At 65.5% G+C, this 20,766-nt stretch carries 14 protein-coding genes and 1 pseudogene; 1 reads left to right on the top strand and 14 read right to left on the bottom strand.

From position 1 onward, the window contains the following. Positions 1-289: 289 nt before the first annotated feature. The 4 genes from F7D09_RS02000 to F7D09_RS01985 all read right to left on the bottom strand — a co-directional run bounded on the left by F7D09_RS02000 (position 290) and on the right by F7D09_RS01985 (position 4,908). Positions 290-1,492, bottom strand: coding sequence for an AbiH family protein (locus F7D09_RS02000; RefSeq protein WP_152233774.1), 1,203 nt, complete (start codon positions 1,490-1,492; stop codon positions 290-292). Positions 1,493-1,578: 86 nt separating this feature from the next. Next, positions 1,579-3,882: a hypothetical protein gene (locus F7D09_RS01995; protein ID WP_152233773.1), complete on the bottom strand. Its 2,304-nt coding sequence runs from the start codon at positions 3,880-3,882 to the stop codon at positions 1,579-1,581. Between the two features lie 99 nt (positions 3,883-3,981). Further along, complete coding sequence (locus F7D09_RS01990) at positions 3,982-4,407, bottom strand: chorismate mutase (protein WP_152233772.1); 426 nt, start codon at positions 4,405-4,407, stop codon at positions 3,982-3,984. Between the two features lie 39 nt (positions 4,408-4,446). Continuing rightward, positions 4,447-4,908, bottom strand: a complete 462-nt coding sequence (locus F7D09_RS01985; protein ID WP_376862852.1) for an Lrp/AsnC family transcriptional regulator — start codon at positions 4,906-4,908, stop codon at positions 4,447-4,449. A gap of 219 nt (positions 4,909-5,127) precedes the next feature. Between F7D09_RS01985 and F7D09_RS01980 the strand changes: the two genes are divergently transcribed. Further along, positions 5,128-6,378 carry a pyridoxal phosphate-dependent aminotransferase gene (locus F7D09_RS01980; protein WP_376862854.1) on the top strand — a complete coding sequence of 417 codons (1,251 nt, stop codon included), beginning with the start codon at positions 5,128-5,130 and terminating at the stop codon, positions 6,376-6,378. Positions 6,379-6,630: 252 nt separating this feature from the next. On the opposite strand, the gene rho is transcribed toward F7D09_RS01980, so the two are convergent. From rho to F7D09_RS11040, 10 genes and pseudogenes are all read right to left on the bottom strand, one after another. Further along, complete coding sequence (rho, locus tag F7D09_RS01975) at positions 6,631-8,673, bottom strand: transcription termination factor Rho (protein WP_152233769.1); 2,043 nt, start codon at positions 8,671-8,673, stop codon at positions 6,631-6,633. A 682-nt stretch (positions 8,674-9,355) separates the two neighbouring features. Beyond that, on the bottom strand, positions 9,356-10,975 hold the full coding sequence (locus tag F7D09_RS01970) for an NAD(P)/FAD-dependent oxidoreductase (RefSeq protein ID WP_152233768.1): 1,620 nt from the start codon (positions 10,973-10,975) through the stop codon (positions 9,356-9,358). A gap of 208 nt (positions 10,976-11,183) precedes the next feature. Next, positions 11,184-12,323 (bottom strand): phosphatase PAP2 family protein, encoded by a 1,140-nt coding sequence (locus tag F7D09_RS11330; protein WP_226835879.1) that lies wholly within the window; start codon positions 12,321-12,323, stop codon positions 11,184-11,186. A 324-nt stretch (positions 12,324-12,647) separates the two neighbouring features. Continuing rightward, a pseudogene (locus F7D09_RS11325) lies at positions 12,648-14,252 on the bottom strand (histidine-type phosphatase); the annotation flags it as partial. A gap of 260 nt (positions 14,253-14,512) precedes the next feature. After that, a complete protein-coding gene (locus F7D09_RS01960) occupies positions 14,513-14,827 on the bottom strand; it encodes a DUF2469 domain-containing protein (RefSeq protein ID WP_003838651.1) in 315 nt (104 codons plus the stop codon). A gap of 2 nt (positions 14,828-14,829) precedes the next feature. After that, positions 14,830-16,017, bottom strand: a complete 1,188-nt coding sequence (locus F7D09_RS01955; protein WP_152233766.1) for a GNAT family N-acetyltransferase — start codon at positions 16,015-16,017, stop codon at positions 14,830-14,832. Between the two features lie 205 nt (positions 16,018-16,222). Next, on the bottom strand, positions 16,223-17,722 hold the full coding sequence (gene gatB / locus F7D09_RS01950) for an Asp-tRNA(Asn)/Glu-tRNA(Gln) amidotransferase subunit GatB (RefSeq protein WP_152233765.1): 1,500 nt from the start codon (positions 17,720-17,722) through the stop codon (positions 16,223-16,225). A 32-nt stretch (positions 17,723-17,754) separates the two neighbouring features. Further along, the gene (gene gatA, locus F7D09_RS01945; protein WP_152233764.1) at positions 17,755-19,299 is read right to left on the bottom strand and encodes an Asp-tRNA(Asn)/Glu-tRNA(Gln) amidotransferase subunit GatA; all 1,545 of its coding nucleotides are present in this window, start codon (positions 19,297-19,299) and stop codon (positions 17,755-17,757) included. Between the two features lie 8 nt (positions 19,300-19,307). Beyond that, entirely contained in the window at positions 19,308-19,607 is a 300-nt protein-coding gene (gatC, locus tag F7D09_RS01940) for an Asp-tRNA(Asn)/Glu-tRNA(Gln) amidotransferase subunit GatC (RefSeq protein ID WP_152233763.1), read from the bottom strand. A 265-nt stretch (positions 19,608-19,872) separates the two neighbouring features. After that, the coding region (locus tag F7D09_RS11040) for an ABC transporter permease (RefSeq protein WP_193312276.1) at positions 19,873-20,766 on the bottom strand (894 nt) is incomplete at its 5' end.

Raw genomic sequence — 20,766 nt, 5'->3', positions numbered from 1 at the left:
CATCGGATGCTCAATGCTCGGGCCGAGGAGTGTGTCACAACTTGCACATTCCGCTCTTTCGTGCGAGTTGTGACACGGATTGTTGTCACAACTCGCTCACGAGGGCACAATGTGCAAGTTGTGACGCAAAAACGAGCCTTTCTGAGCGGTAACGGGCCGAGGAGTGTATCACAACTCGCACATTCCGCCCTTTCGTGCAAGTTGTGACACAGGCAGTATGATTCTGACCGTCGGCTAGCTTCTTACAGGGTCTTCAGATACGAGCCTGAAACGACGAGTCTGCGAAAGATCATCGCGAAACCTTATCGGTCAGATCGCCGATACCGAGTTGGCCGCAGATCTCCAGCCTACGCGCGAGTCCTTCCTGAATCGGCTGCCCGCCGGACGCCTCCACATCCTCCCCGTAACCGTTCAGCAGCTTGACCGCATTGGCCAACAGCCGCTCACGGCTTGCGCCTTCGGTGTAGTAGAACCCGAGATAGGTGCCGCCGTCCTCAAGATGGGCCTTTCTGAAGATGTGCCGGAAATATGGATAATCGGCGTTGTCCTTGCCGCCTTCCAACGAGCAGCCGAACACCTTGATGACGTCGATATGATCAAGGTTGTTGAGCGTTTTCCAGAACTCGGAGCAACCGGCCTTGTACCCGTCCATCACTTCCAGATACCGTACATGCTTGGCGAACATGTAGGCGTCGGACCATGCCGGATCGTCGTTCTTAGGAGCGAAGCCGAAAAACGCGGTACCGTCCTTACATGTGCCATGCACGTTACCACATTCCGTTTTATACAATACCCTCGCTAAAGGGTCGGTGAAGTTGAAGTTCAGAACCAGATGACGATTGGCTATCTCATCTGCACTAGTGTTGGCATTATCGATGGCAGTATACAAACTCTCAGCTGTACCCAGATATTCGTCAGTCACCAATGAACCAATGTACTCCCGGAAGTTCTTCTCGAACCTCTCCAGCTCGCGCAGGAACAGCCGGGCAAAGTCATGATATGGAAGATTGACATGGCCCTGAGCATCCCAGCCGATGGTCCATGCCTTCGACGCGTCGTCATAAGGCCGGCAATCGGCATAGTCAAAGTACTGACATAAGCATTCGTAAGCTTGCGACACTTGCGATCCGACCGAGATATCGCGATCATAGCAGTCGATCATCGTGACCGTATCCATGCTGTGCAAGCCGGTGACGAAATCCCTGATGGCGCTTTCCACATCGCACCACGTCAACTTATCAACACTCCGACTTTGCGGATAGTCGTGCAACCACGCAAAAATCGGCACCCACGCGCTGAAAATCTTCGGATCCTTAGCTTTCACATGTTCTGCAACAATCGGAAACGCTTCCGGCTCGTCATGTTTCCACCACCCATCAGGGTACGTTCCCGGCTCGATGCCATTCATCATATGCGCGAAATAATCGGCATAGGTGGACTTCAACCCGCATGCGATATCGAACCCGTTGCCGATGATGGTGACCTGATTCATCGAATCCCCAATCCCTGTGCCGGTGCCAATTTCAGCGCCATTCTGACGCACAAGTATAGCCGCCAGAGTCGCTGCCGCGTCCGCCTCTACCCCACGGCGGGGCGGATGATGAGGAGACGAACAGTGTCGGTGTGCCGGTTGAGGGTGGAGATGACGTCGTAGGTGGCGGAGTCGCCTGCAGCTGCGAACGCCGCGGCAAGCCGCGCGGCAGGCGAGTCGTCGTCGGCTGCCGCGTCCGCGCTCCCCCTCGAGTCCGTACCCACGCTCGCGTCGCCGCTGTCTGCACGCACGTCGCCACCATCGCCAGTAGCACCCGCGCTCCCGCTCGCGTCCGCACTCCCGCCAGCCAGCGCGGCGGCCGCGGCGGTCAGCAGGTCGGCGGCGGAACCGATCTCCACGGTCTCGTCGATCAGTCCGGAAAGGTCCGCGTGCAGCAGTGCGCGCGGGTGCCGTCCGGCCATGCCGTAGACCGGCGACACCTGCGCGACGGTCGACACCGCGGCATCCCCGGAACCGGCGGAACCAGCCGAGCTGGAACCCGACGTTCCGCTCCCGGCCTTGCCGTCGCCCGACGAGCCGCTCCCCGCGCTCTTGCCCGAGCCGTCCCCGCCTTTGACCGCGCCGCCGAGCATGCCGAGTCCGCTGGCGCTGCCCATCACGTCGTTGATGTTCATGCTGGACTGCGCATCGTCGTCGCTCTTGCCGCTGGCGAGCTCCTTGGCCTTGCGTTCGGCGGCCTCCTGGTTCGCCTTGGTGACGGCGGCGACGCGCTTGCGTTCGGCGCGCACCGCCATCGTGCCGGCGTCGGCGTCCGGTCCGGCCCAGCCGTATCGTATCGTCGCGACGTCATCTTCCGCGACGTCACCATCAGCTGAGTCACCATCGGCTGAGTCACCGCCGTCAGCCGTATCGTCCCCGACGCTCAGTTCCTTCGCGAACTGCACGCTGATCTGCTGGAGCGCGTTCGCGGCGCCGGTGTGTTCCGACGCGGCGGCGAGCGAATCCATGGCGGACTGGACTTTCTGCCGGTCGCCTGCATGGTCGGAGCCGGTGGCGAACTCTTCGCTGGTGGCGGCGTTGGCCTGCTGTTCGTATTGCGCCGCGTTGGCGGATGAGCCGCCGGTCAGCTCGCTCAGATGCTTGGTGTAGGCGACCGTGTAGGCCATCGAGTAGGGGATCATCGCGGTGGACAGCTGGCTTTGCCCCGCCTTGTATCCGGTGGTGCCTTTGGTGGCTTCCTGCCCCATCTGTTCGCTGATCTCGTCAACAAGCCCTGAAGTGCCGCGCTGCCTGATCTTGCGGATCACGTCGTCGATGGCCCTCACCGCGCCTTCATGCTGGTGGGCGGCGCTGACCGCGTTCACCGCGTTCGCCAGGTCGGTGACGGCGTGCGCCATCGGGGTGTCGCCGCTCAGCTCGCCGGCGGTGCCGATGAGCGCCTGCATTTGCGTGGAGCTGCCGATCGATCCTGACAGGTGCGTCGTGTATGAGCTGACGTATTGTGCCATGTAGGCGTCGAACGCCGCCTTGTGCGCCGCGCTTTTCTCGGCGACGGCCTGTTTGCCGAGCTTCTCTTCGCTGTTGCGCATGGCGGTGAGCTTGTCGATGAGCTGCTGGTCGGCGGTCGATCCGGTGGTGACGAGGGTGTCCACCAGACCGTCCGCCTGTTGGGCGATCGCCGTAAGCGCGGCGGTGAACGACGTCGTGTCGTCGGCTTGGACCGATGCGAACGCCAGCTGGCTCATGGAGAACCGTTTGGCGTTCATGTAGCAGTCGAAGACGGTGCGCCCGCCCGGCTTGCCGACACCGCTGACTAGGAAGTCGGAGCCTTTGGATGTCAATGTCATGCCGTCGCCGATGGTGATGTCGTCGGTGACGCTGTCCGGCACGGTGAAGGCGATGACGGGGATGCTGCGGTTCGCGTAGTCGCCTGCGACATCCGGGTTCGGCTCGACGATGATGCGGATGTCGACCAGTCCGCTGGCGCCGGCGATGTCGTCTGCCGCGGTCTGTGGCCCGTTCAGCCCGTAGATGACCGTCACGTTCCATGGCAGCGGGTATTGCCGTGACGCGACGCGGTCGTGGGTGACGACGGTGCGGCGTGGTGTTGCGGCGAGTCTGACGGCGGTCACGGAACCGTTGGCGGCGCCGCTTTCATAGTCGACGATGGTGCCGCTGCCGTTGGCGGCGAACTGGTTGGCGACGTACAGGCGGCCCGGCTCGCCGGCTGTGTCGGTGAGGGTCATCACGTTCTGCGTCTTGGAGAACTCGACGTCCGATTCGGGCAGCGCGACCGTCAGTCCGGTCTGCTGTGAGGCGGCCGCCGACAGGGTCATCACCGTGGTGACGATTGCGGCGAGGCCGCGCGTCAGGATGTCGTATCGGCTCATATGCTCCTCTGATGCGCTACACGGATGGTGACACGGCTGCGCCGCCGCGCCCGTTGGTTCATTCGGGCGTGGCGGCTGCGCGGATGATGGCGGACGGTATCAGGCGAACACGTCGAGCACGCCGGGGTCGCCGCCCGCGTCGGCGATGCGCTGATGCCGCTTCTTGGCTTCGGCGACGACGAATTCGCGGTACATTTCGGCGATGTCCGGGTCGAGTCCGGCGTCGACAGCGATGCGGTGGAGCCGTTCGATCTGATAGTCCTCGCGCTTGTAGTCTGCCGGCGCGAACCCGGCTTCGGCCTTGAGCACGCCGACGCGCGACGTGTACTTGAACCGTTCGGCAAGCAGCGAGACGATGGCCGTGTCCACGTTGTCGATGGACTGCCGCAGCGCCTTGATCTTGGCGACGACCAGCGCGGTCTGGGGGTCGCGTTGCGCGGTGTCGGCGTCGATGACGGTCTGGTATTCGCCGCCGTCCTGCTGCGACGAGGAGGGCTGCCAGTCACTGTGTTCGGTTTCGCTCATGACTGCAAGCCTATCACCGGCCGGGAAACTTGCGCCGTGTCAGAAGTACGTCTGCAGGATGACCGTGCTTTCGGTGCTCACCGGCACCGTGCGGTGGATCAGGTTCAGCAGCTCCTCGAGCCGGCCGGGCGAGGCGACGCGCACCAGCAGCATGAAGCTCGGCGCGCCGGCGATCGAATAGCATGAGACCACGCCGTCGAGCCCATGCAGTTTTTCCGGGATGTCGGCCTCCTGCGAATAGTCGAGCGGCGTGACCGACACGAACGCGCTGATCGGCAGTCCGCGGCGCTCATGGTCGATGACGGCCTTGTATCCGCGGATGATCCCACGGCGTTCCAGTTTCTGCACGCGCGACTGCACCGCCGACACCGACAGGCCGGTCGCCTTCGACATCTGGACGAGCGTGGCATGTCCGTCCGCCTCCAGCATGTCGAGAATGATCGCGTCGCGCTGGTCCACATCCATGACGGCGGTACCGTCCGTCCCTTCCCGTTCCTTCATACTTCGCATCGTAACCGGTTTTTCGGCTCAAGGCCATGGCGATTCCAGTCGGCAGAATGTGAATATTCCATATCCATGCATTGAACTTTCATTTGTTTTGCTGCCAATATAGCGATTATTGGGAATAATTACTGTACACTATCGGTAGTTGCAATAATTTTACGATTCTCCGCGCGAATACGCGATGAATATCCACAGAAAGACGGTATTGACATGACCATGCCCCGCATTGCAGACCACGCATTGTCCATTCCACGTTCCGGAATACGAGACGTGTTCGACCGGGTGGAGAGCATCCCCGATGTCATCTCCCTGTGCGTGGGCGAGCCGAGCGCGACCGCGGCGCCGCACGTCGTCGAGGCGGCCTGCCGCTCGATCCGCGAAGGGCATACGAAATACACGAACGTGCTGGGCATCGAACCGTTCCGCAAGGCCGTCGCCGACTATTCGGCGCGCGTGAAGGGACTGCGCTACAGCCCTGAAACCGAGATCCAAGCGGTCGACGGCGCCACGATCGGCCTGTATCTCGCGCTCAAGACCGTGCTCGACCCGGGCGATGAGGTCATCATCCCCTCGCCGTTCTTCACTTCGTACGACGCCGAGGTGCTCATGTGCGGCGGCGTCCCGGTGACCGTGGCGCTGCGGCCCGGCAATCGCATGCGTCTTGACGCGCGCGACATCGAAGCGGCGATCACCCCGCGCACGAAGGCCGTCATCATCAACTCCCCCGGCAATCCGAGCGGCGCGGTGACCCCTGCCGACGAGCTGGCGCGCATCGCCGACGTGTGCAAGCGGCACGGCATCTGGGCGATCAGCGACGAGGTGTACCACCCGTTCGTGTTTGGTGACTGCGGTACGGACGCCGCCGCAGCCGGCGACGATCCCATGGCCCCGTCGATCGCCGCCGTGCCGGGCATGCATGACCACACCATCGTGGTGGAGAGCCTGTCGAAGACGTTCGCGATGACCGGCTGGCGCATCGGCTATCTGCTGGGATCCGAGCGGATCATCGAGCAGACCAGCAAGCTCGCCGAACTCATGCATTCGTCGGTGAACTCGACCGCGCAGTACGCCGCCGTGGCCGCGTTGGATGGCCCGCAGGATCAGGTCGCAGCCATGCGCGAGGAGTACCGCGCCAAGCGGCAGATCGTGGTCGACGGGTTGCACAGGTGCCTTGCGCTGCGCATGGTGCCGCCGCAGGGTGCGTTCTACGCGTTCGTGGACGTGCGCGGCACCGGCATGAGCGCCGACCGCTTCAGCCGGATGCTGCTGGACGAGGAGCACGTCGCCGTGGTGCCGGGCACCGCGTTCGGCGAGGCCGGGGAAGGGTTCGTGCGGCTGTCCTATGCCGGCGACGCGGACGAACTGCGCGAGGGCGTACGTCGGCTGTGCGCGTTCGCCGAACGTCACGCCGACCCCGCGCTGAGCCGGCACACGCCCGAATACCATCACATCGTGCGCATGGCGTGACGTTGGTGACATGACGTCACCAACGTCACTCTGCTCGCCCGAGCACAGTGACATCCACATAAAAACCTAGTATTTCCAATGGTTTTCGAGGATGCGTCACTGTGCAAGGGCGAGCAGAGTGACGCAATCCGCAAGCAACGCGACGTCACCGTGCTCGCCCTTGCGCAGTTACGCGTGTGGCCGCCGTTCACGAGGAAACGGCGGCCACAGGACCGATTCAGCGCGCAGCGTTTAGTGCGCAGTGCTCAGCGTTCAGTTGCCGTTGACGGCGTTGCCGTTCGCCTGCTGCACGATCGCGGCGAGGAAGTCGCGGTTCGTCGCGGTCTTCTTGAGGCGCGGCACGAGCGTCTGATAGGCCTGTTCCGGTTCCATGCCGCCGAGCAGGCGACGCAGACGGTAGATGATCGGCAGCTCCTGCGGCGAGGTGATGAGCTCCTCGCGGCGGGTGCCGGACGCGTTCACGTCGATGGCCGGGAAGAGACGCTTGTCGGCCAGTTCGCGGCTCAGGCGCAGCTCCATGTTGCCGGTGCCCTTGAACTCCTCGAAGATCACCTCGTCCATCTTGGAGCCGGTTTCGACGAGCGCGGAGCTGATGATAGTCAGCGAGCCGCCGTTCTCGATGTTGCGGGCGGCGCCGAAGAACTTCTTCGGCGGGTAGAGCGCCTGCGCGTCCACGCCACCGGACAGGATGCGGCCGGAGGCCGGGGCGGCGATGTTGTAGGCGCGTGCGAGACGGGTCATCGAGTCGAGCAGCACGACGACATCCTGGCCGAGCTCCACAAGTCGCTTCGCACGCTCGATGGCGAGCTCGGCGACGGTGGTGTGGTCGGAGGCCGGACGGTCGAAGGTGGAGGCGATGACCTCACCCTGCACCGTGCGCTCCATGTCGGTGACCTCTTCGGGACGTTCGTCCACGAGCACGACCATCAGGTGGACTTCCGGGTTGTTCGTGGTGATCGAGTTGGCGATGTTCTGCAGCGTGATCGTCTTGCCTGCCTTCGGCGGGGAGACGATGAGGCCACGCTGGCCCTTGCCGATCGGGGAGACGATGTCGATGAGACGGCCGGTGAGCTTGGTCGGCGTGGTCTCCATCTTGAGCCGCTCCTGCGGGTATAGCGGCGTCAGCTTGGCGAACTGCGGACGGTTCTGCGCATCCTCGACGCTCAGGCCGTTGATGGTGTCGACGGACTGCAGCGGCACGAACTTCTGACGCTGGTTGCGACGCTCGCCCTCACGCGGGGCGCGGATGGAGCCCTGCACGGCATCGCCCTTACGCAGGCCGTACTTCTTGACCTGTCCCATGGAGATGTACACGTCGTTCGGGCCGGGCAGATAGCCGGAGGTGCGCACGAACGCATAGGATTCGAGCACGTCGACGATGCCGGCGACCGGCACCAGGTCGTCGTTCGGCTCCTGGCGCTCCACGCGGGTGTCGGTGCGCTCGGCGCGGTCGGAACGCTCGTCGAAGTGGTCGCGGCCGCGCAGGCGACGCTGACGGCGATCGCCGTTCATGGTGCCGCGGGTCTCACCGCGGTCGCGGGTGCGGCGGACGAAATCGTCGCGGCCCTCGTCGTCACGGCTGTCGCGGTCGGCGCGGCGGTCGTTGTCGGCGTTCTGCACCGGCAGCGTGGCGAGGATGTCGTCAAGGTCGCGCACGGTCTCGCTGCCGCGGGTCTCGCCGCGGTCGGCCCGGTCGCCGCGGGATTCGAAGTTGCGGCGACGACGGCGCTGCGTGCCGGAATCGAAGCCGTCGAAGTCCATGGAGAATCGGCTCTCGCGCGAGTCGCGGGAGTCGGAGCGGTCGTCGCCCGTGCGGTGCTTCGGCGCGCCGTCGGAGGCGGAGATGTTGAGTTCGTCGAACAGGCTGGCGGCGACTTCGGCCGCGCGGCCGCTGTCGGTGCCACGGCGATGCGAGGCGGCCGGCTGGTCGGCGGTCGTGTCGGCCGGCTGGACGGTGACGGTGGGCGCGCCGGACTGGCGGGAGACGCGCTTGGACGTGCGGACGGTGCGCACGACGGGCTCGGACTGACGGTCGGTAGTGTCGGCCTCGCTCTGGGCGGCCGGCTGCTGCGCCGCGGGGGCGTTGTTGTCGCTGGTGGTCTCGGGCTTGCGCACCGGGGTCTTTACGGGACGGACCGTGACGCCGGCGGGCGCCGCGCCTCCGCTTCGTGCTGCCTGCAGGGTGGCTACCAATTCCGGCTTCCTCATCGTCGACGTACCACGAAGCCCCATTTGCTTGGCGAGCTCCTTGAGCTCAGTCAGCTTCATATCCTCAAGATTCTGGCTCGTTGCCACTCGTTTTGCCTTTCCTTAGCAGACCGCATTGCATGAGCAGACCGTATACCAACAGTCTTTACAGGAATGATTGCGGTCATACCGCTGTGAACGTCCGCCGCACGCCATGCGTTTCGGACTTCCCATACTGTATAACGTTCCGACGACGAACGCAAAACCGGCGCGCACGGCGGCAGGCTTGCGACTTCGCGGACAATCATGCGGATTCGAGGTCGTGATGACGGCGACCCGCGCACAGTGACATGCAGCCCGAGCAGCGTGACGCTCAACCCGTGCAGAGTGACGCAACGCCCGCCCCTTGAATACGAACGGTCCCCGACGATCACATGATCATCGGGGACCGTTCTGTCAGGGCATCGGAATCGCTGTAGCGGGTGGCGCTCCCCCAGTCACGGCCTTCGGCCGCGACAGCCCCCTCCACCGAGGGGGCCAAGGAAGCGGGACAGTCAGCTCCGCTGTTCACCGGCTTGGCCCTCCACCGAGGGGCGGGACGATACTCCGCCGCCACCGATTTCTGTCGCAGAAGGAATCCGCGTGTGCGGAGACCGCCGTCTGAGGCCGAAGGCGTACGTGCGATTCCGAACGAAATAGTCGGCAACGCGTGCGACTTCAAGGCGCGGGAGGCGAAGGCGTACGACGGTACGTCGAGCCTCCCGCAACGCAGAAGGCGCTCCGTTGCCGGCTATTTCGTCTCGTGGTAGGACTTGTCGGTGTTGACCGACCACACGTTCTTCTTCGACGTCTTGCCGCTCTTGATGTTGTCGACCGCTTCGATGGCGGTGGCCATGGAGTGGTCCATGTTGTTGTAGCGGTGCTGGCCGTTGCGGCCGACGCAGTAGAGGTTGCCGAAGGAGTCGAGGTATTCGACGAGTTCGGGCATGTCCTTGTAGGTGTCGAAGTAGGCGGGGTAGGCTTTCTTGACGCGTTCGCGGTGGGAGTCGAGGACGTCCTGGGGGCCGCTGATGACGCGCATGCGGGTGAGTTCGGAGATGGCGAACTTGGTGGCTTCCTCGTCGGTCATGTTCCAGAAGTCGTCGCCTTCGTCGCAGAAGTATTCGAGGCCGACCCAGACGGTGTTGTCGACGTCCTTGACGAGGTAGGGGCTCCAGTTGTTGAAGATCTGGAGGCGGCCGACCTTGTAGCCGGGGTCCTGCACGTAGATCCAGCAGTCGGGGACGATCGGCGGGTTGCCGAGGGTGGGGATGTCGGTGGTGTTCTTGAGGCGCAGGTGCTTGACGAGCAGGCCGACGGTGACGAAGTCGCGGTAGGGCAGGCCGTTGGCGATGTGGGTCATGTCGCCGGGGACGGGGGCGGAGGGCTCGCCGGCGAAGGCGTCGTCGTGGGAGGCGGCGTCGATGGCGTTGACGAGGTCCTTGATGGGCATGGAGGAGATGAACTGGTCGGCGTGCAGTTCGGTGCGCTTGCCGTCGGCGTCCTGGTAGACGACGGAGTCGATGTGGCCGGCCGACTGGCGGACTTCGACGACCTTGGCGCCGGTGATGACGTTGACGCCGGAGTCGACGCAACGCTTCTCGACGGTCTCCCACAGCTGGCCGGGGCCGTACTTGGGGTACCAGAACTCTTCGATGAGGGAGGTCTCGACCTCCTTGTTGCTACGCTTCTTGGGCAGGAGCTTCTGGAAGGCGTTCTTGAGAACGCCGAGGATGGACAGGCCCTTGACGCGCTGGGCGCCCCAGTCGGCGGAGATCTGGGAGGGGTGGCGTCCCCACAGCTTCTCGGTGTAGCCCTCGAAGAACATGGAGTAGAGCTTGCGGCCGAAGCGGTTGATGTAGAAGTTCTCGAGGCTGGTTTCGGGCAGCTTGTGGAACATGGACTTGAGGTAGCTGAAGCCGGCGATGATGGTCAGCTTGAGACCCATGGCGCGGAAGGTGCCGAACGACAGGGAGATCGGGTAGTCAAGGAAGTGGCGGTTCCAGTAGATGCGCGAGACGCGGTGGCGCTTGAGCATCACTTCGTCGGTGGTTTCCGGGTCGGGGCCGCCGGGCTCCATGTCGTGTTCGCGGCCAAGCTTCTTGTCGTCGTAGCTGGGGGCGCCCTGCAGCGGCAGGACGTTCTTCCACCAGTCCATGATGCGGTCGTCCTTGGAGAAGAAACGGTGGCCGCCGATGTCCATGCGGTTGCCGTTGTGCTTGACGGTGCGGGAGATGCCGCCGAACTCGTGCGTCTCTTCCAGAACGGTCACGTCGTACTTGTCGGAGCCGTTGTCGTTGACAAGCTCCCATGCTGCGGTCAGGCCTGCAGGGCCGCCGCCGATAATCACTACGGATTGTTTCTGCGTCACGTGAGGTCTCCTTACCAAAACAAATCAGGGATAGTCTATACGAAACCCCGGAAGCGCGCGGGGGAACCCGGCATTTGCTCACAAAACCGTTGCGTTGCCGGGCGCCCGGCAGCGCAACCCAGCCGCTGCCGCCGCCGCACCGCATACGACAACGGCCGGGGCAGGCACTTCCGTGCCCGGCCCCGGCCGTTGCGTCAGCCTATGCGGTTTACCGCCGGACCTTCCACAGGCTCAGCGAGATGCCGGCGAGCGCGAGCAGCGTCATGGCGACGGCCACGGCGTTCACGTCGGCGCCGGTGCGGCTCAGCTGGCCGCCGTTCGCGGCGTTCGCGTCGACGGTGACGGTCGGCTTGGACGGTCGGCCGTTGTGCTGGGAGCCGTTGCCGCCGTTGTCGGTGACGGTGACGACGGACGGCTTGGCCGCCGGCGTGACGGCGACGACCTTGCCTGTGCGGTCGATTGATACGGTCGCGCTGAGCGCGGCGGCGAGGTCGATGCGCTCCCAGCCCTGCGACGAGGCGTCGAGCGGGTAGCCGGAGTCGATGGCGGTGGCGGCGAGCACGGCGTCGCGCTGCGCGTCGGTCAGCTGCGGGTAGGCGTAGGCGAGCAGCGCGGAGGCGCCCTGCGGCGCGGTGAACGCCTTGCCGGCGGCGCCGGTGCGGGCGAAGCCGTAGGTCATGCGCGCACGATACGCCTCCAGTGCGGAGGCACGGTCAGTGACCGGCTTGGTGGAAACGGCGTCCACGAAGCTGTTGCGGTAGCCGTTCGAGCCGTCGGCGCCGGTGTTGGCGATGCACTCCTCGAGTGTGTCGCCGTTGCCGTCGGCCTTGCAACGTGCGGTCAGGTAGCCGACCAGCTGGTCGGAGGCGGCCTTGACCTCATCGGCGTGCTCGTTCATGTATGCGGCGACGGACGCCTGTCCGCCGATGCGGCCGGCCATGACGTCGAGCGGATAGTGCACGCCGAGCACGATGCGGTTGTTACCGGCCTCCGACGTGCGCGCAAGGATCTCCGGGGCGAGCTGCGGGACGAGCGTGGCGAGCACGACGCCGCGCGAGTACGCCTTGTTGGTGTGGCCGGAGGGGAAGGAGCCCTCGTACGAGTTCTTCGGATAGTCGGGCGCGTGGAGCTTGCCGTCGGAGCCGAGCGCCTTGCCGTCCGCGTCGGTGTTCACCTTGATGATGTTGAGGCTCTTGGGCAGGCCGGCGAGGTCGTTGGAGCCGGTGTTCTGGTTGAAGCCGGTGGCCTTGTCGGCGATCGGCGCCCACGTGCCGCGGTCCGTGACGTAGGGTCGCGGATACTGGTTGACGTTCTTGGCGGGGTTGCCGGACCAGCCGTTGTCGTTCATGACGGCCGCGACCTTGTCGAGGTTGCCGTCGTTGTATCCGTCGGCGAAGTACGCGCCGATGACCGGTCCGAAGCCGTCGCGGAAGGCGGTGGCCACGTCCTTGTCGGCGTCGCGGTCGGAGAGCGCCCGCTGCTGCTGCTCGCTGGGCGTGGTGGCGGTGGCGCCCTTGGCTGCGGCGTTGTTGATGGCGACGACTTTCTCGTCGTTTTCGGCGAGGACCTTCCGGTTGAGCACCTTGCCGGCGGACTTGAGCGTGCCGTCCTCGTTGAACTGCGGGGCCTGCCACCAGCTGGCGTACTCGGAGACGAGCGGCACGAGCGGGTTGGAGCCGTCGGTCAGGCGTGCGGCATCACCCAACGTGTTGTGCTTGCCGTCGGCGTCGGCGTTCAGGCAGGTCTTGAGCTCGGTGAGCTTGTACCAGTGGGAGTCCTTGGCGATCGGCATGCACTCGTCGCGGAAGCCGATCTCCTTCTCGTTGTAGAGCATGCGCACGAGCGGCGTGTAGGCGCGGCCGGTGGCCGGGTCGTTGCCGGGCTTGGCGACGACATCCCACTGCACGTTGGCGGCCATAGGCGTGACCTTCTCGCCGCGCCACTCGTTGTTGTCGTACGTGTACACGTCGGTGGCGCTGTCGGCCGCCTGCTGGGTGGAGTAGGGCAGGCCGAGGAGGGCCGCGAACGGCATCATGGTCTCGGCATGGGCGAAGCGGAACGTGGCGACGGTCTTGCCGCCGTTCACGCGCTTGTCGATCGCGTTGAAGAAGTCGTCGAGCAGCGGCTGGGCGATCTTGTACGTCTCGTTCTGGCCGGCGCGGCTCGGACCCTTCTCGTAGAAGTCCTCGGCGTCGAGCGCCCACGCGAACAGGCGTGCGTCGGCGGCGTGGTCGCCCCGGAAGTAGCGGTCGAAGTCGAACGTGTGGCTGCCGGTGTTCTCGTTCTTCATGTCGGCGGCGATGATGTACAGGTTGTACAGGTCCATCGCGGCGTCGTATTCGGAGGCGATCTTCTTCTTGGCTTCGCCGCAGGCGTCCGCGTCCTTGGCGGGGTCGGCGCCGGGCGCGCAGTTGACGGCCCCGTTCTTGGTGCCGTCCGCGGTGTTGTACCACGTGTAGCCGCCGTCGGCGAGCTTGGCGAGGAAGTCGTCGGTGAAGATCTGGCGCAGCAGGTCATGGGAGGCGGCCGTCAGCTGCGGGTCCGAGGCGATTGTGTCCTCGGCGCCGGCGATGGTCTTGTCGTTGGCGATGAAGTCCTCGTACTCCTGCGCGATCTTCAGCGCGTCGCCGGTCTTCGTGGTGCCGTCGGGGTTGTCGGTCTTGTGGAAGTACAGCGTGTTCGGCGTCTTGTCGAACTTGGCGGCCTCGCCGGTGCCGGCGGGGTCGGCCGGGGTGACGGTGCTGTCCGCCAGCTCGCCACCGGACGCCGCGTTGAAGCCGCGCGCGAAGTTCTCGCCGGATTCGGTGGCGCGAGCCTCGCCGGACGACTGGTAGGCGATGGCCTGCTTGTCACCGCTCTTGGCGGCGGCGTCGAACAGGGTCTTGTTGCGCTGGTAGGCGCGCTCGCCGATACCCTGATGCTGGTCGGCGCCCTGGCCGGTGAGCATGCCGTAGCCGTTGGCCACGTTGGCGGCGGTGATGGCCTTGAGGTTGGCGAGGAACTCGTCCTTGACGGCGGCGGAGGTGAAGCCGTTGTCCTTGGCGGCCGCTTCGGCCATCTTCATGAGCAGCGCGTCGTACTTGTAGCTCGACAGGCCGCGCGAGCCGTGGCGGGCCATCGACTCGGTGTAGATGGGCGCGTAGCCTGCCGGCGCCTTGCTGTAGGAGGCGACGGTCTGCTCGTCGGGTGCGACGTAGGGCTGCTTGCTGCTGTAGTACTGGCCGTCCTTTTCAAGGGCGACGGCCGCGGGTGCGGAGACGGTGACGCCGCCGACCATCAGGGTCGCGGCGGCTGCGAGAGTGGCGACGGACGAGAACAGTCCGCGCTGAAGATGCTGCTTGTTCACGGGCGCGAGGATAACCGGTTCAGATGAACGGGACACCCGGCCGCAAGGTTACGGCTGTGAATTGTCGGCCGACGTCCGGTGAATTCATGGATAACGGCGACGGCCGGAACGTGGGGGATGCCTCACGTTCCGGCCGTCTGCTCACGTCATTACCGGAACGTCATTACCGGAACGTCGCCGGCGTACGTTCGTCAGTGGATGTCGTCGGGGATGTCGATGTCGGTTTTCTGCACTTCCTCGACGTTCACATCCTTGAACGTGACGATCCGCACGTTCTTGACGAACCGCGACGAACGGTACACGTCCCACACCCACGCATCGGTGAGCTGCACGTCGAAATACACGTCCTGCCCGGCTGAGCGGACGTTGAAGTCCACCTTGTTCGCCAAGTAGAACCGTCGTTCCGTTTCGACGACGTAGGTGAACAGCTTGATGACGTCGCGGTACTCCTTGTACAGGGCGAGTTCCGCGTCGGTTTCATAGTTGTCGAGATCTTCGGCGCTCATGGTCACTCCTCCACGTCACGTTTACGGCCGCGACCAAGGATACGCCACCACGCCTCTTTCGACGACTTGCGTTCGTTCTGCCCGTACGGCCAGTTGCTTTCCTCCTCGCTGCGCGGCGCGTCGTGCGCATGGTCGGCGGCGGTCTTCGACGCGGCGTCGGCAGGCTGCGCGACGGCGGCCGCGGCGGTCGCAGTCGTATCGCCAGACGTCTCCCCGGCGACATGGGCGGCGGCATCGCCGGTCGCCGACGCGGCCGGCTGGTGCGCGCGGCCCGACCAGTCGGCGCGGGACTCGCGCGACGGCTCGGACGCACGCTCCGGCTGTGCGTCACGGTCCGCGGCGCCAGTCTGTTCGGCGTTCGTCTGTCCGGCGCCCGTCTGCCCGGCGTCGCCAGAGGTCTTGCGGATGGCGATGGAATGCTCGCGGGCGCTCAACGCCTCACGCACGCCGGGATTGTCCTCGATCACGTGCATGCCGAACGCGTCGAGCGAGCGGATCGGATCATACTCGTCGACCAGCGTATCCATGACGATGAGGTCCTGGTACTTGCCGTTCTCCGCATCCCACAGCGCGTCACGGGACGTGCCGGACGGCTCGAAGCCGAGCGAGCGGTACACGGAACGCGAGCGGGTGTTCTTCTCGGGCACGGCCACCCAGATGCGGTGCAGGCCCAGTCCGGCCGGTTCGGGCGCGAAACCGTAGGTCATGACGCGCGGCATGAGGTCGCGCGAATAGCCGCGGCCGCGGAAGTCGCGGCCCAGCACCACCTGGATGCGGGCGGAGCGCGACCAGCCGTCGATGTCGATGAGGAAGATCATGCCGATGACATTGTCGGTCGAGGCGGCGTCGACCTCGCCGTCGTCGTCATGGTCGGCGTCGGTGAGCACGGCCCATGCGATCGTGCGGCGTGATTCGGGGTCGCCCACGCCGGACTCGTCGGGCGACTGCCCGTGCGCCCAGGCTTCGGAACGACGCACCCACGTGTGCACGACCGCGCGTTCGGCCTGCGCGTCCTTTCCGGTGATACGCGAGGCGCCGTAATAGGCATCCAGCTCATCCAGGCGCGGCAGGTCATCCACGCTCGCGGGGCGCAGATGCACCATCTCGCCCTTGATCGGCGGAATGACGATACGGGCGGGCAGCTCGCGCGGCGTTTCCAGGTCCAATGACGATTCGACGTTTCCAGACATTCCCATTTCCTCAGCGATACTCACATAACTCGATGTCTGAGGATATTCTACGCGCCTGATTGTTCTCTGGGAAGATAATGGGCGCGGGGCGTTGCGCGGTGTGAGGGCGCGGGTGAGGTGCGGGAGCGGCGGAAGGCGGAAAAACGCGAACTCCCCGCCTGCAGCCGATTGGCTGCGGACGGGGAGTTCTCACGCCAGGGTGGCTTCAGGCCTTGATCTTGCCCATGACGATCTTGGTGACGGCCTTCGCGTCGGCCTGGCCGCGCGTCGCCTTCATCACGGCGCCGATGATGACGCCCATCGGCTTCATGTTGCCGCTCTTGAGCTTCTCGGCCACGTCGGGGTTCGCGGCGAGCGCGTCGTCCACGGCCTTCTCGATGGCGCCGGAATCCTCGACGATCTTGTAGCCGTGCTTCTTGACGACCTCATCCGGGGTGCCCTCGCCGGCCAGAACGCCGACGACGGTCTGCTTGGCGAGCTTGTCGTTGAGCTTGCCGGCTGCGATCAGCTTCTCGACCTCGGCCACGTCGGCCGGGGTGATCGGCAGCTCCTCAAGCGAGACGCCCTTCGCGTTGGCTTCGCGGGAGAGCTCGCCCAGCCACCACTTGCGGGCGCCGGCGGCCTTCGCACCGGCCTTGACGGTCTCCTCGATCAGATCGAGCGCGTCGGCGTTGAGGATGTCGCGCATCTGCAGGTCCGTAAGTCCCCACTCGGACTTGAGACGGTTGCGGCGCTCGCGTGGCATCTCCGGCATCTGGGCTTCCATCTCGGCGATGTGCTCCTTGGTGATGTGGAGCATGACCAGATCCGGATCGGGGAAGTAGCGGTAGTCGTCGGCGTCGGACTTGACGCGGCCGCCGGCGGTGGTCTGCGTGGACTCGTCCCAGTGGCGGGTCTCCTGCAGGATCTCCTTGCCTTCGTCGAGGCGCGCGGCCTGACGGCGGATCTCGTACTGGATGGTCTTCTCGATGCCGCGGAACGAGTTCACGTTCTTGGTTTCGGAACGCGTGCCGTACGGGGCGTCCGCGGAGGGGCGCAGCGAGACGTTCACGTCGGCTCGCATGTTGCCCTGCTCCATGCGGGCGTGCGAGATGCCGAGCGCGCGCACGATGTCGCGGATGGCGCGCATGTAGGCGCCGGCGATCTCCGGAGCGCGGTCGCCCGCGCCCTCGATCGGCTTGGTGACGATCTCGATCAGCGGCACGCCGGCGCGGTTGTAGTCGACCAGCGAGTGGTCGGCGCCTTCGATGCGGCCGTCGGCGCCACCCACGTGGGTGTTCTTGCCGGCGTCGTCCTCGATGTGCGCGCGCTCGATCGGCACGCGGAACACGGTGCCGTCCTCAAGCTCGACGTCCAGGTAGCCGTTGCCGTTGGTCGGCTTGTCGTACTGGGAGATCTGGTAGTCGCGCGGCATGTCCGGGTAGAAGTAGTTCTTGCGGGCGAACTGGCTCCACTCGTTGATCTCGCAGTGCAGGGCGAGGCCCAGCTTGATCGCGTAGTCGACCGCCGTCTTGTTGACGACCGGCAGGGAGCCGGGCAGACCGAGGCTCACCGGGGTGAGCTGCGTGTTCGGCTCGCCGCCGAAGCTCACTTCGGCCGGGCAGAACAGCTTGGTCTTCGTGCACAGCTCGACGTGCGTCTCCAGGCCGAACACCACATCGTACTTCTTGGTGGCATCGGCGTACTTCATCAGTTTTTCAGCCATGATGTTGCTTTCTTTCCTTCGATGTCACTTCGTCACTTGGCGAGCGAATCCAGCCACGGGGCCTTGAGGTCCTTCCAGATCGGGCCGTTCCAGTCCTCCTCGAGGGCCGCCTCGAGCGCCGCGGCGGGCTTGTACATGACCTCGTCGCGCTGCTGCGGGGCGATGAACTGGATGCCGGTGGGCAGGCCGTCGTCGCTCAGGCCGGCCGGGATGGACATGGCGGGCACGCCGGCGAGGTTCGCCGGGATCGTGGCGATGTCGTTCATGTACATGGCCAGCGGGTCGTTCATCTTCTCGCCGAACTTGAAGGCGGTGGACGGGCTGGTCGGGGAGACGAGCACGTCGGCCTTCTCGAAGGCGTTGTGGAAGTCGCGGATGATCAGCGTGCGGACCTTCTGCGCGGAGCCGTACCAGGCGTCGTAGTAGCCGGCGGACAGGGCGTAGGTGCCGAGGATGATGCGGCGCTTGACCTCGTCGCCGAAGCCGGCCTCACGGGTGTAGGCCATCATGTTGGCGGCGGTCTGCGGCACGCCGGCCGGCGGCATGACGCGCAGGCCGTAGCGCATGCCGTCGTAGCGGGCCAGGTTGGAGCTGACCTCGGACGGCATGATGATGTAGTACGCGCCGAGCGCGTACTCGAAGTGCGGGCAGGAGACCTCGACGATCTCGGCGCCCATCTCCTCGAGCTTCTTGACGGCCTCGTTGAAGCGGGCCTCGACGCCGGGCTGGTAGCCGTCGCCGCCGAGCTCCTTGACGAGGCCGACCTTCATGCCCTTGAGGTCGCGCTTCGCGCCTTCACGCGCGGCGGCGGCCATCGGACGCGGGCCCTCCGGGATGGACGTGGAGTCGCGGCGGTCGTTGCCGCCGATGATCTCCTGCAGGAGCGCGGAGTCGAGCACGGTGCGCGAGACCGGGCCGATCTGGTCGAGCGAGGAGGCCATGGCGATTGCGCCGTAACGGGAGACGCCGCCGTAGGTCGGCTTGACGCCGACGGTGCCGGTCAGCGCGCCCGGCTGGCGAATCGAGCCGCCGGTGTCGGTGCCGAGGGCGAGCGGGGCCTCGAACGCGGCCACCGCGGAGGCCGAGCCACCGCCGGAACCGCCGGGGACGCGCTCGGTGTCCCACGGGTTGTGCGTGGTCTGGTAGGCGGAGTGCTCGGTCGAGGAGCCCTGCGCGAACTCGTCGAGGTTGGTCTTGCCGAGGATCGGCATGCCGGCGGCCTTGAGCTTCTCGATGACGGTCGCGTCGTACGGCGGCACCCAGCCTTCGAGGATCTTGGAGGCGGCGGTGGTCTCGATGCCCTTGGTGACGATCATGTCCTTGATGGCGATCGGGACACCTGCCAACTCCGGCAGAGCGGCCTTTTCGTCAGCGGACTTGTTGTCGAACGCATCGGCCTGCTCGCGGGCCACGTCGGCGGAGACCTTGAGGAACGCCTTGATGGACGGCTCGGCGGCTTCGATGACGGCCAGATGCGCGTCGACCAGCTCACGGCTGGAGACCTCGCCGGCCTTGATCTTCGCGGCCTGCTCGGCGGCGGACAGCTTGACGAGCTCGTTGGTTGCTTCGTTGGTCATGGCGTCTCTCACTCCTCGCTTCCCAGGATTCGCGGCGCGACGAACATGCCGGCCTCGGTCTTCGGCCCGCCCGCGAGCGTCTCCGCCTGCGTGAGCGGCGTCGCCGGAACGTCCGGGCGCATGTAGGCTTCCAGCGGCACCGGGTTCGCGGTCGGCGGCACGTCGTCGCCGGCGACTTCCTGGACCTTGTTGATGGAGTCTGCGATGACGTTCAGCTCGCCCTGCAGGCGGGTGATCTCCTCATCGGTGAGCGCGATTCGGGCGAGATCGCCCAAATGCTCGATTTCTTCGCGTGTGAATGTAGGCATGGCCTTAACTATATGAGCCGTATGTGACACGCAGGAGTCGGCGACGGCGCCGGTGGACACGCGGCATCGAGGGCTCGACGCCGAGACGCCCCTACCGTCACGCTGCTCGCCCGCGCAGAGTGACGCTACAGTGAAAACCCAGTGTTTCCAATGTCTCACAGCACCGCGTCACACTGCGCGGGCGAGCAGCGTGACGCGGCAGCGATAATCCGATGGTGGGCGTCGCCGACAACGGACGCCCACCATCGAATCCGCATGACGCCGGTCACTTGACGTCGGCGCGACGGGCGACGAGCACGCCGGCCGCGTAGACGACGACCGCCCACGCCAGCAGGATCAGGCCGGACTGCCACCAGTTCGGAGTGAATACGCCATCGGCGGCGCTGGCCGCCAGACCGTCGGACGGTCCGGACATGAACTGCGACGCGGCATTGCCCGGCATACAGGCGACCACCGAACGCACCCACGCCATCCGCTCCCCCGCCAGCGTCGCCATGCTCAGGATCGAGGGGATGATCGTCAGCAGTCCGATGACCGTCAGGACGCCGCCCACCGTGGAACGGAACAGCGCGCCGAACCCCAAGGCCATCACCGCCGTCAGCGCGAGCACCGCGGCGCCGCCCAGCAATGCGACGACCGGCAGCGCGCCTTCATCGTCGCCGAGCGGCCGTATGCCGGGACCGGCGAACGCCATGGCCGCCACGCCCCACGACATCAGTAGGCCGGCCAGCGACGAGGCGAATGCGAGCAGCATGGTGACCATGGCCTTCGCGTTCAGGAACATCACGCGGCGCGGATTGGCGGTCAGCGACGACTGAATCGATGAGGTCGCGTATTCCGAGGTGACCGCCATCACGCCGAAGATGCCGGCCACGATCATGCACAGGCTGACCGATGCGCCCACCGACTGCCACAGCAGCGAGCCGGCCAGCGGCCCGGCATCGATGGTGGAGCCGGTGCTGTCGTGCGTGTGGAGCGCGACGATCGCCCACGCCGTGATCGCGGTGCCGGCCGGCATGAGCAGCGCGTTGATGATGAGCAGCACGTAGGTGGAGGTCAGGCTGAGCGCCTTGACGAGTTCGCCGCGCATCGCGCCGAAGAACGTGAGTCTGGTGCGAGAGAGCAGGCTCTTATACACATCTGACGCGGCCGACCAGCG

This window comes from Bifidobacterium leontopitheci (assembly GCF_009193355.1).
Classification (GTDB): Bacteria; Actinomycetota; Actinomycetes; order Actinomycetales; family Bifidobacteriaceae; genus Bifidobacterium; species Bifidobacterium leontopitheci.
The sequence above is the reverse complement of the archived record's forward strand: the minus strand, read 5'-3'. Positions and strand labels throughout refer to the sequence as shown.

Coding starts and splice junctions, on each gene's coding strand:
- F7D09_RS02000 (WP_152233774.1), bottom strand. CDS start 1,492: ATGAATCAGGTCACCATCATCGGCAACGGGTTCGATATCGCATGCGGG.
- F7D09_RS01995 (WP_152233773.1), bottom strand. CDS start 3,882: ATGAGCCGATACGACATCCTGACGCGCGGCCTCGCCGCAATCGTCACC.
- F7D09_RS01990 (WP_152233772.1), bottom strand. CDS start 4,407: ATGAGCGAAACCGAACACAGTGACTGGCAGCCCTCCTCGTCGCAGCAG.
- F7D09_RS01985 (WP_376862852.1), bottom strand. CDS start 4,908: ATGAAGGAACGGGAAGGGACGGACGGTACCGCCGTCATGGATGTGGAC.
- F7D09_RS01980 (WP_376862854.1), top strand. CDS start 5,128: ATGCCCCGCATTGCAGACCACGCATTGTCCATTCCACGTTCCGGAATA.
- F7D09_RS11330 (WP_226835879.1), bottom strand. CDS start 12,323: ATGAACGACAACGGCTGGTCCGGCAACCCCGCCAAGAACGTCAACCAG.
- F7D09_RS01960 (WP_003838651.1), bottom strand. CDS start 14,827: ATGAGCGCCGAAGATCTCGACAACTATGAAACCGACGCGGAACTCGCC.
- F7D09_RS01955 (WP_152233766.1), bottom strand. CDS start 16,017: ATGTCTGGAAACGTCGAATCGTCATTGGACCTGGAAACGCCGCGCGAG.
- gatB (WP_152233765.1), bottom strand. CDS start 17,722: ATGGCTGAAAAACTGATGAAGTACGCCGATGCCACCAAGAAGTACGAT.
- gatA (WP_152233764.1), bottom strand. CDS start 19,299: ATGACCAACGAAGCAACCAACGAGCTCGTCAAGCTGTCCGCCGCCGAG.
- gatC (WP_152233763.1), bottom strand. CDS start 19,607: ATGCCTACATTCACACGCGAAGAAATCGAGCATTTGGGCGATCTCGCC.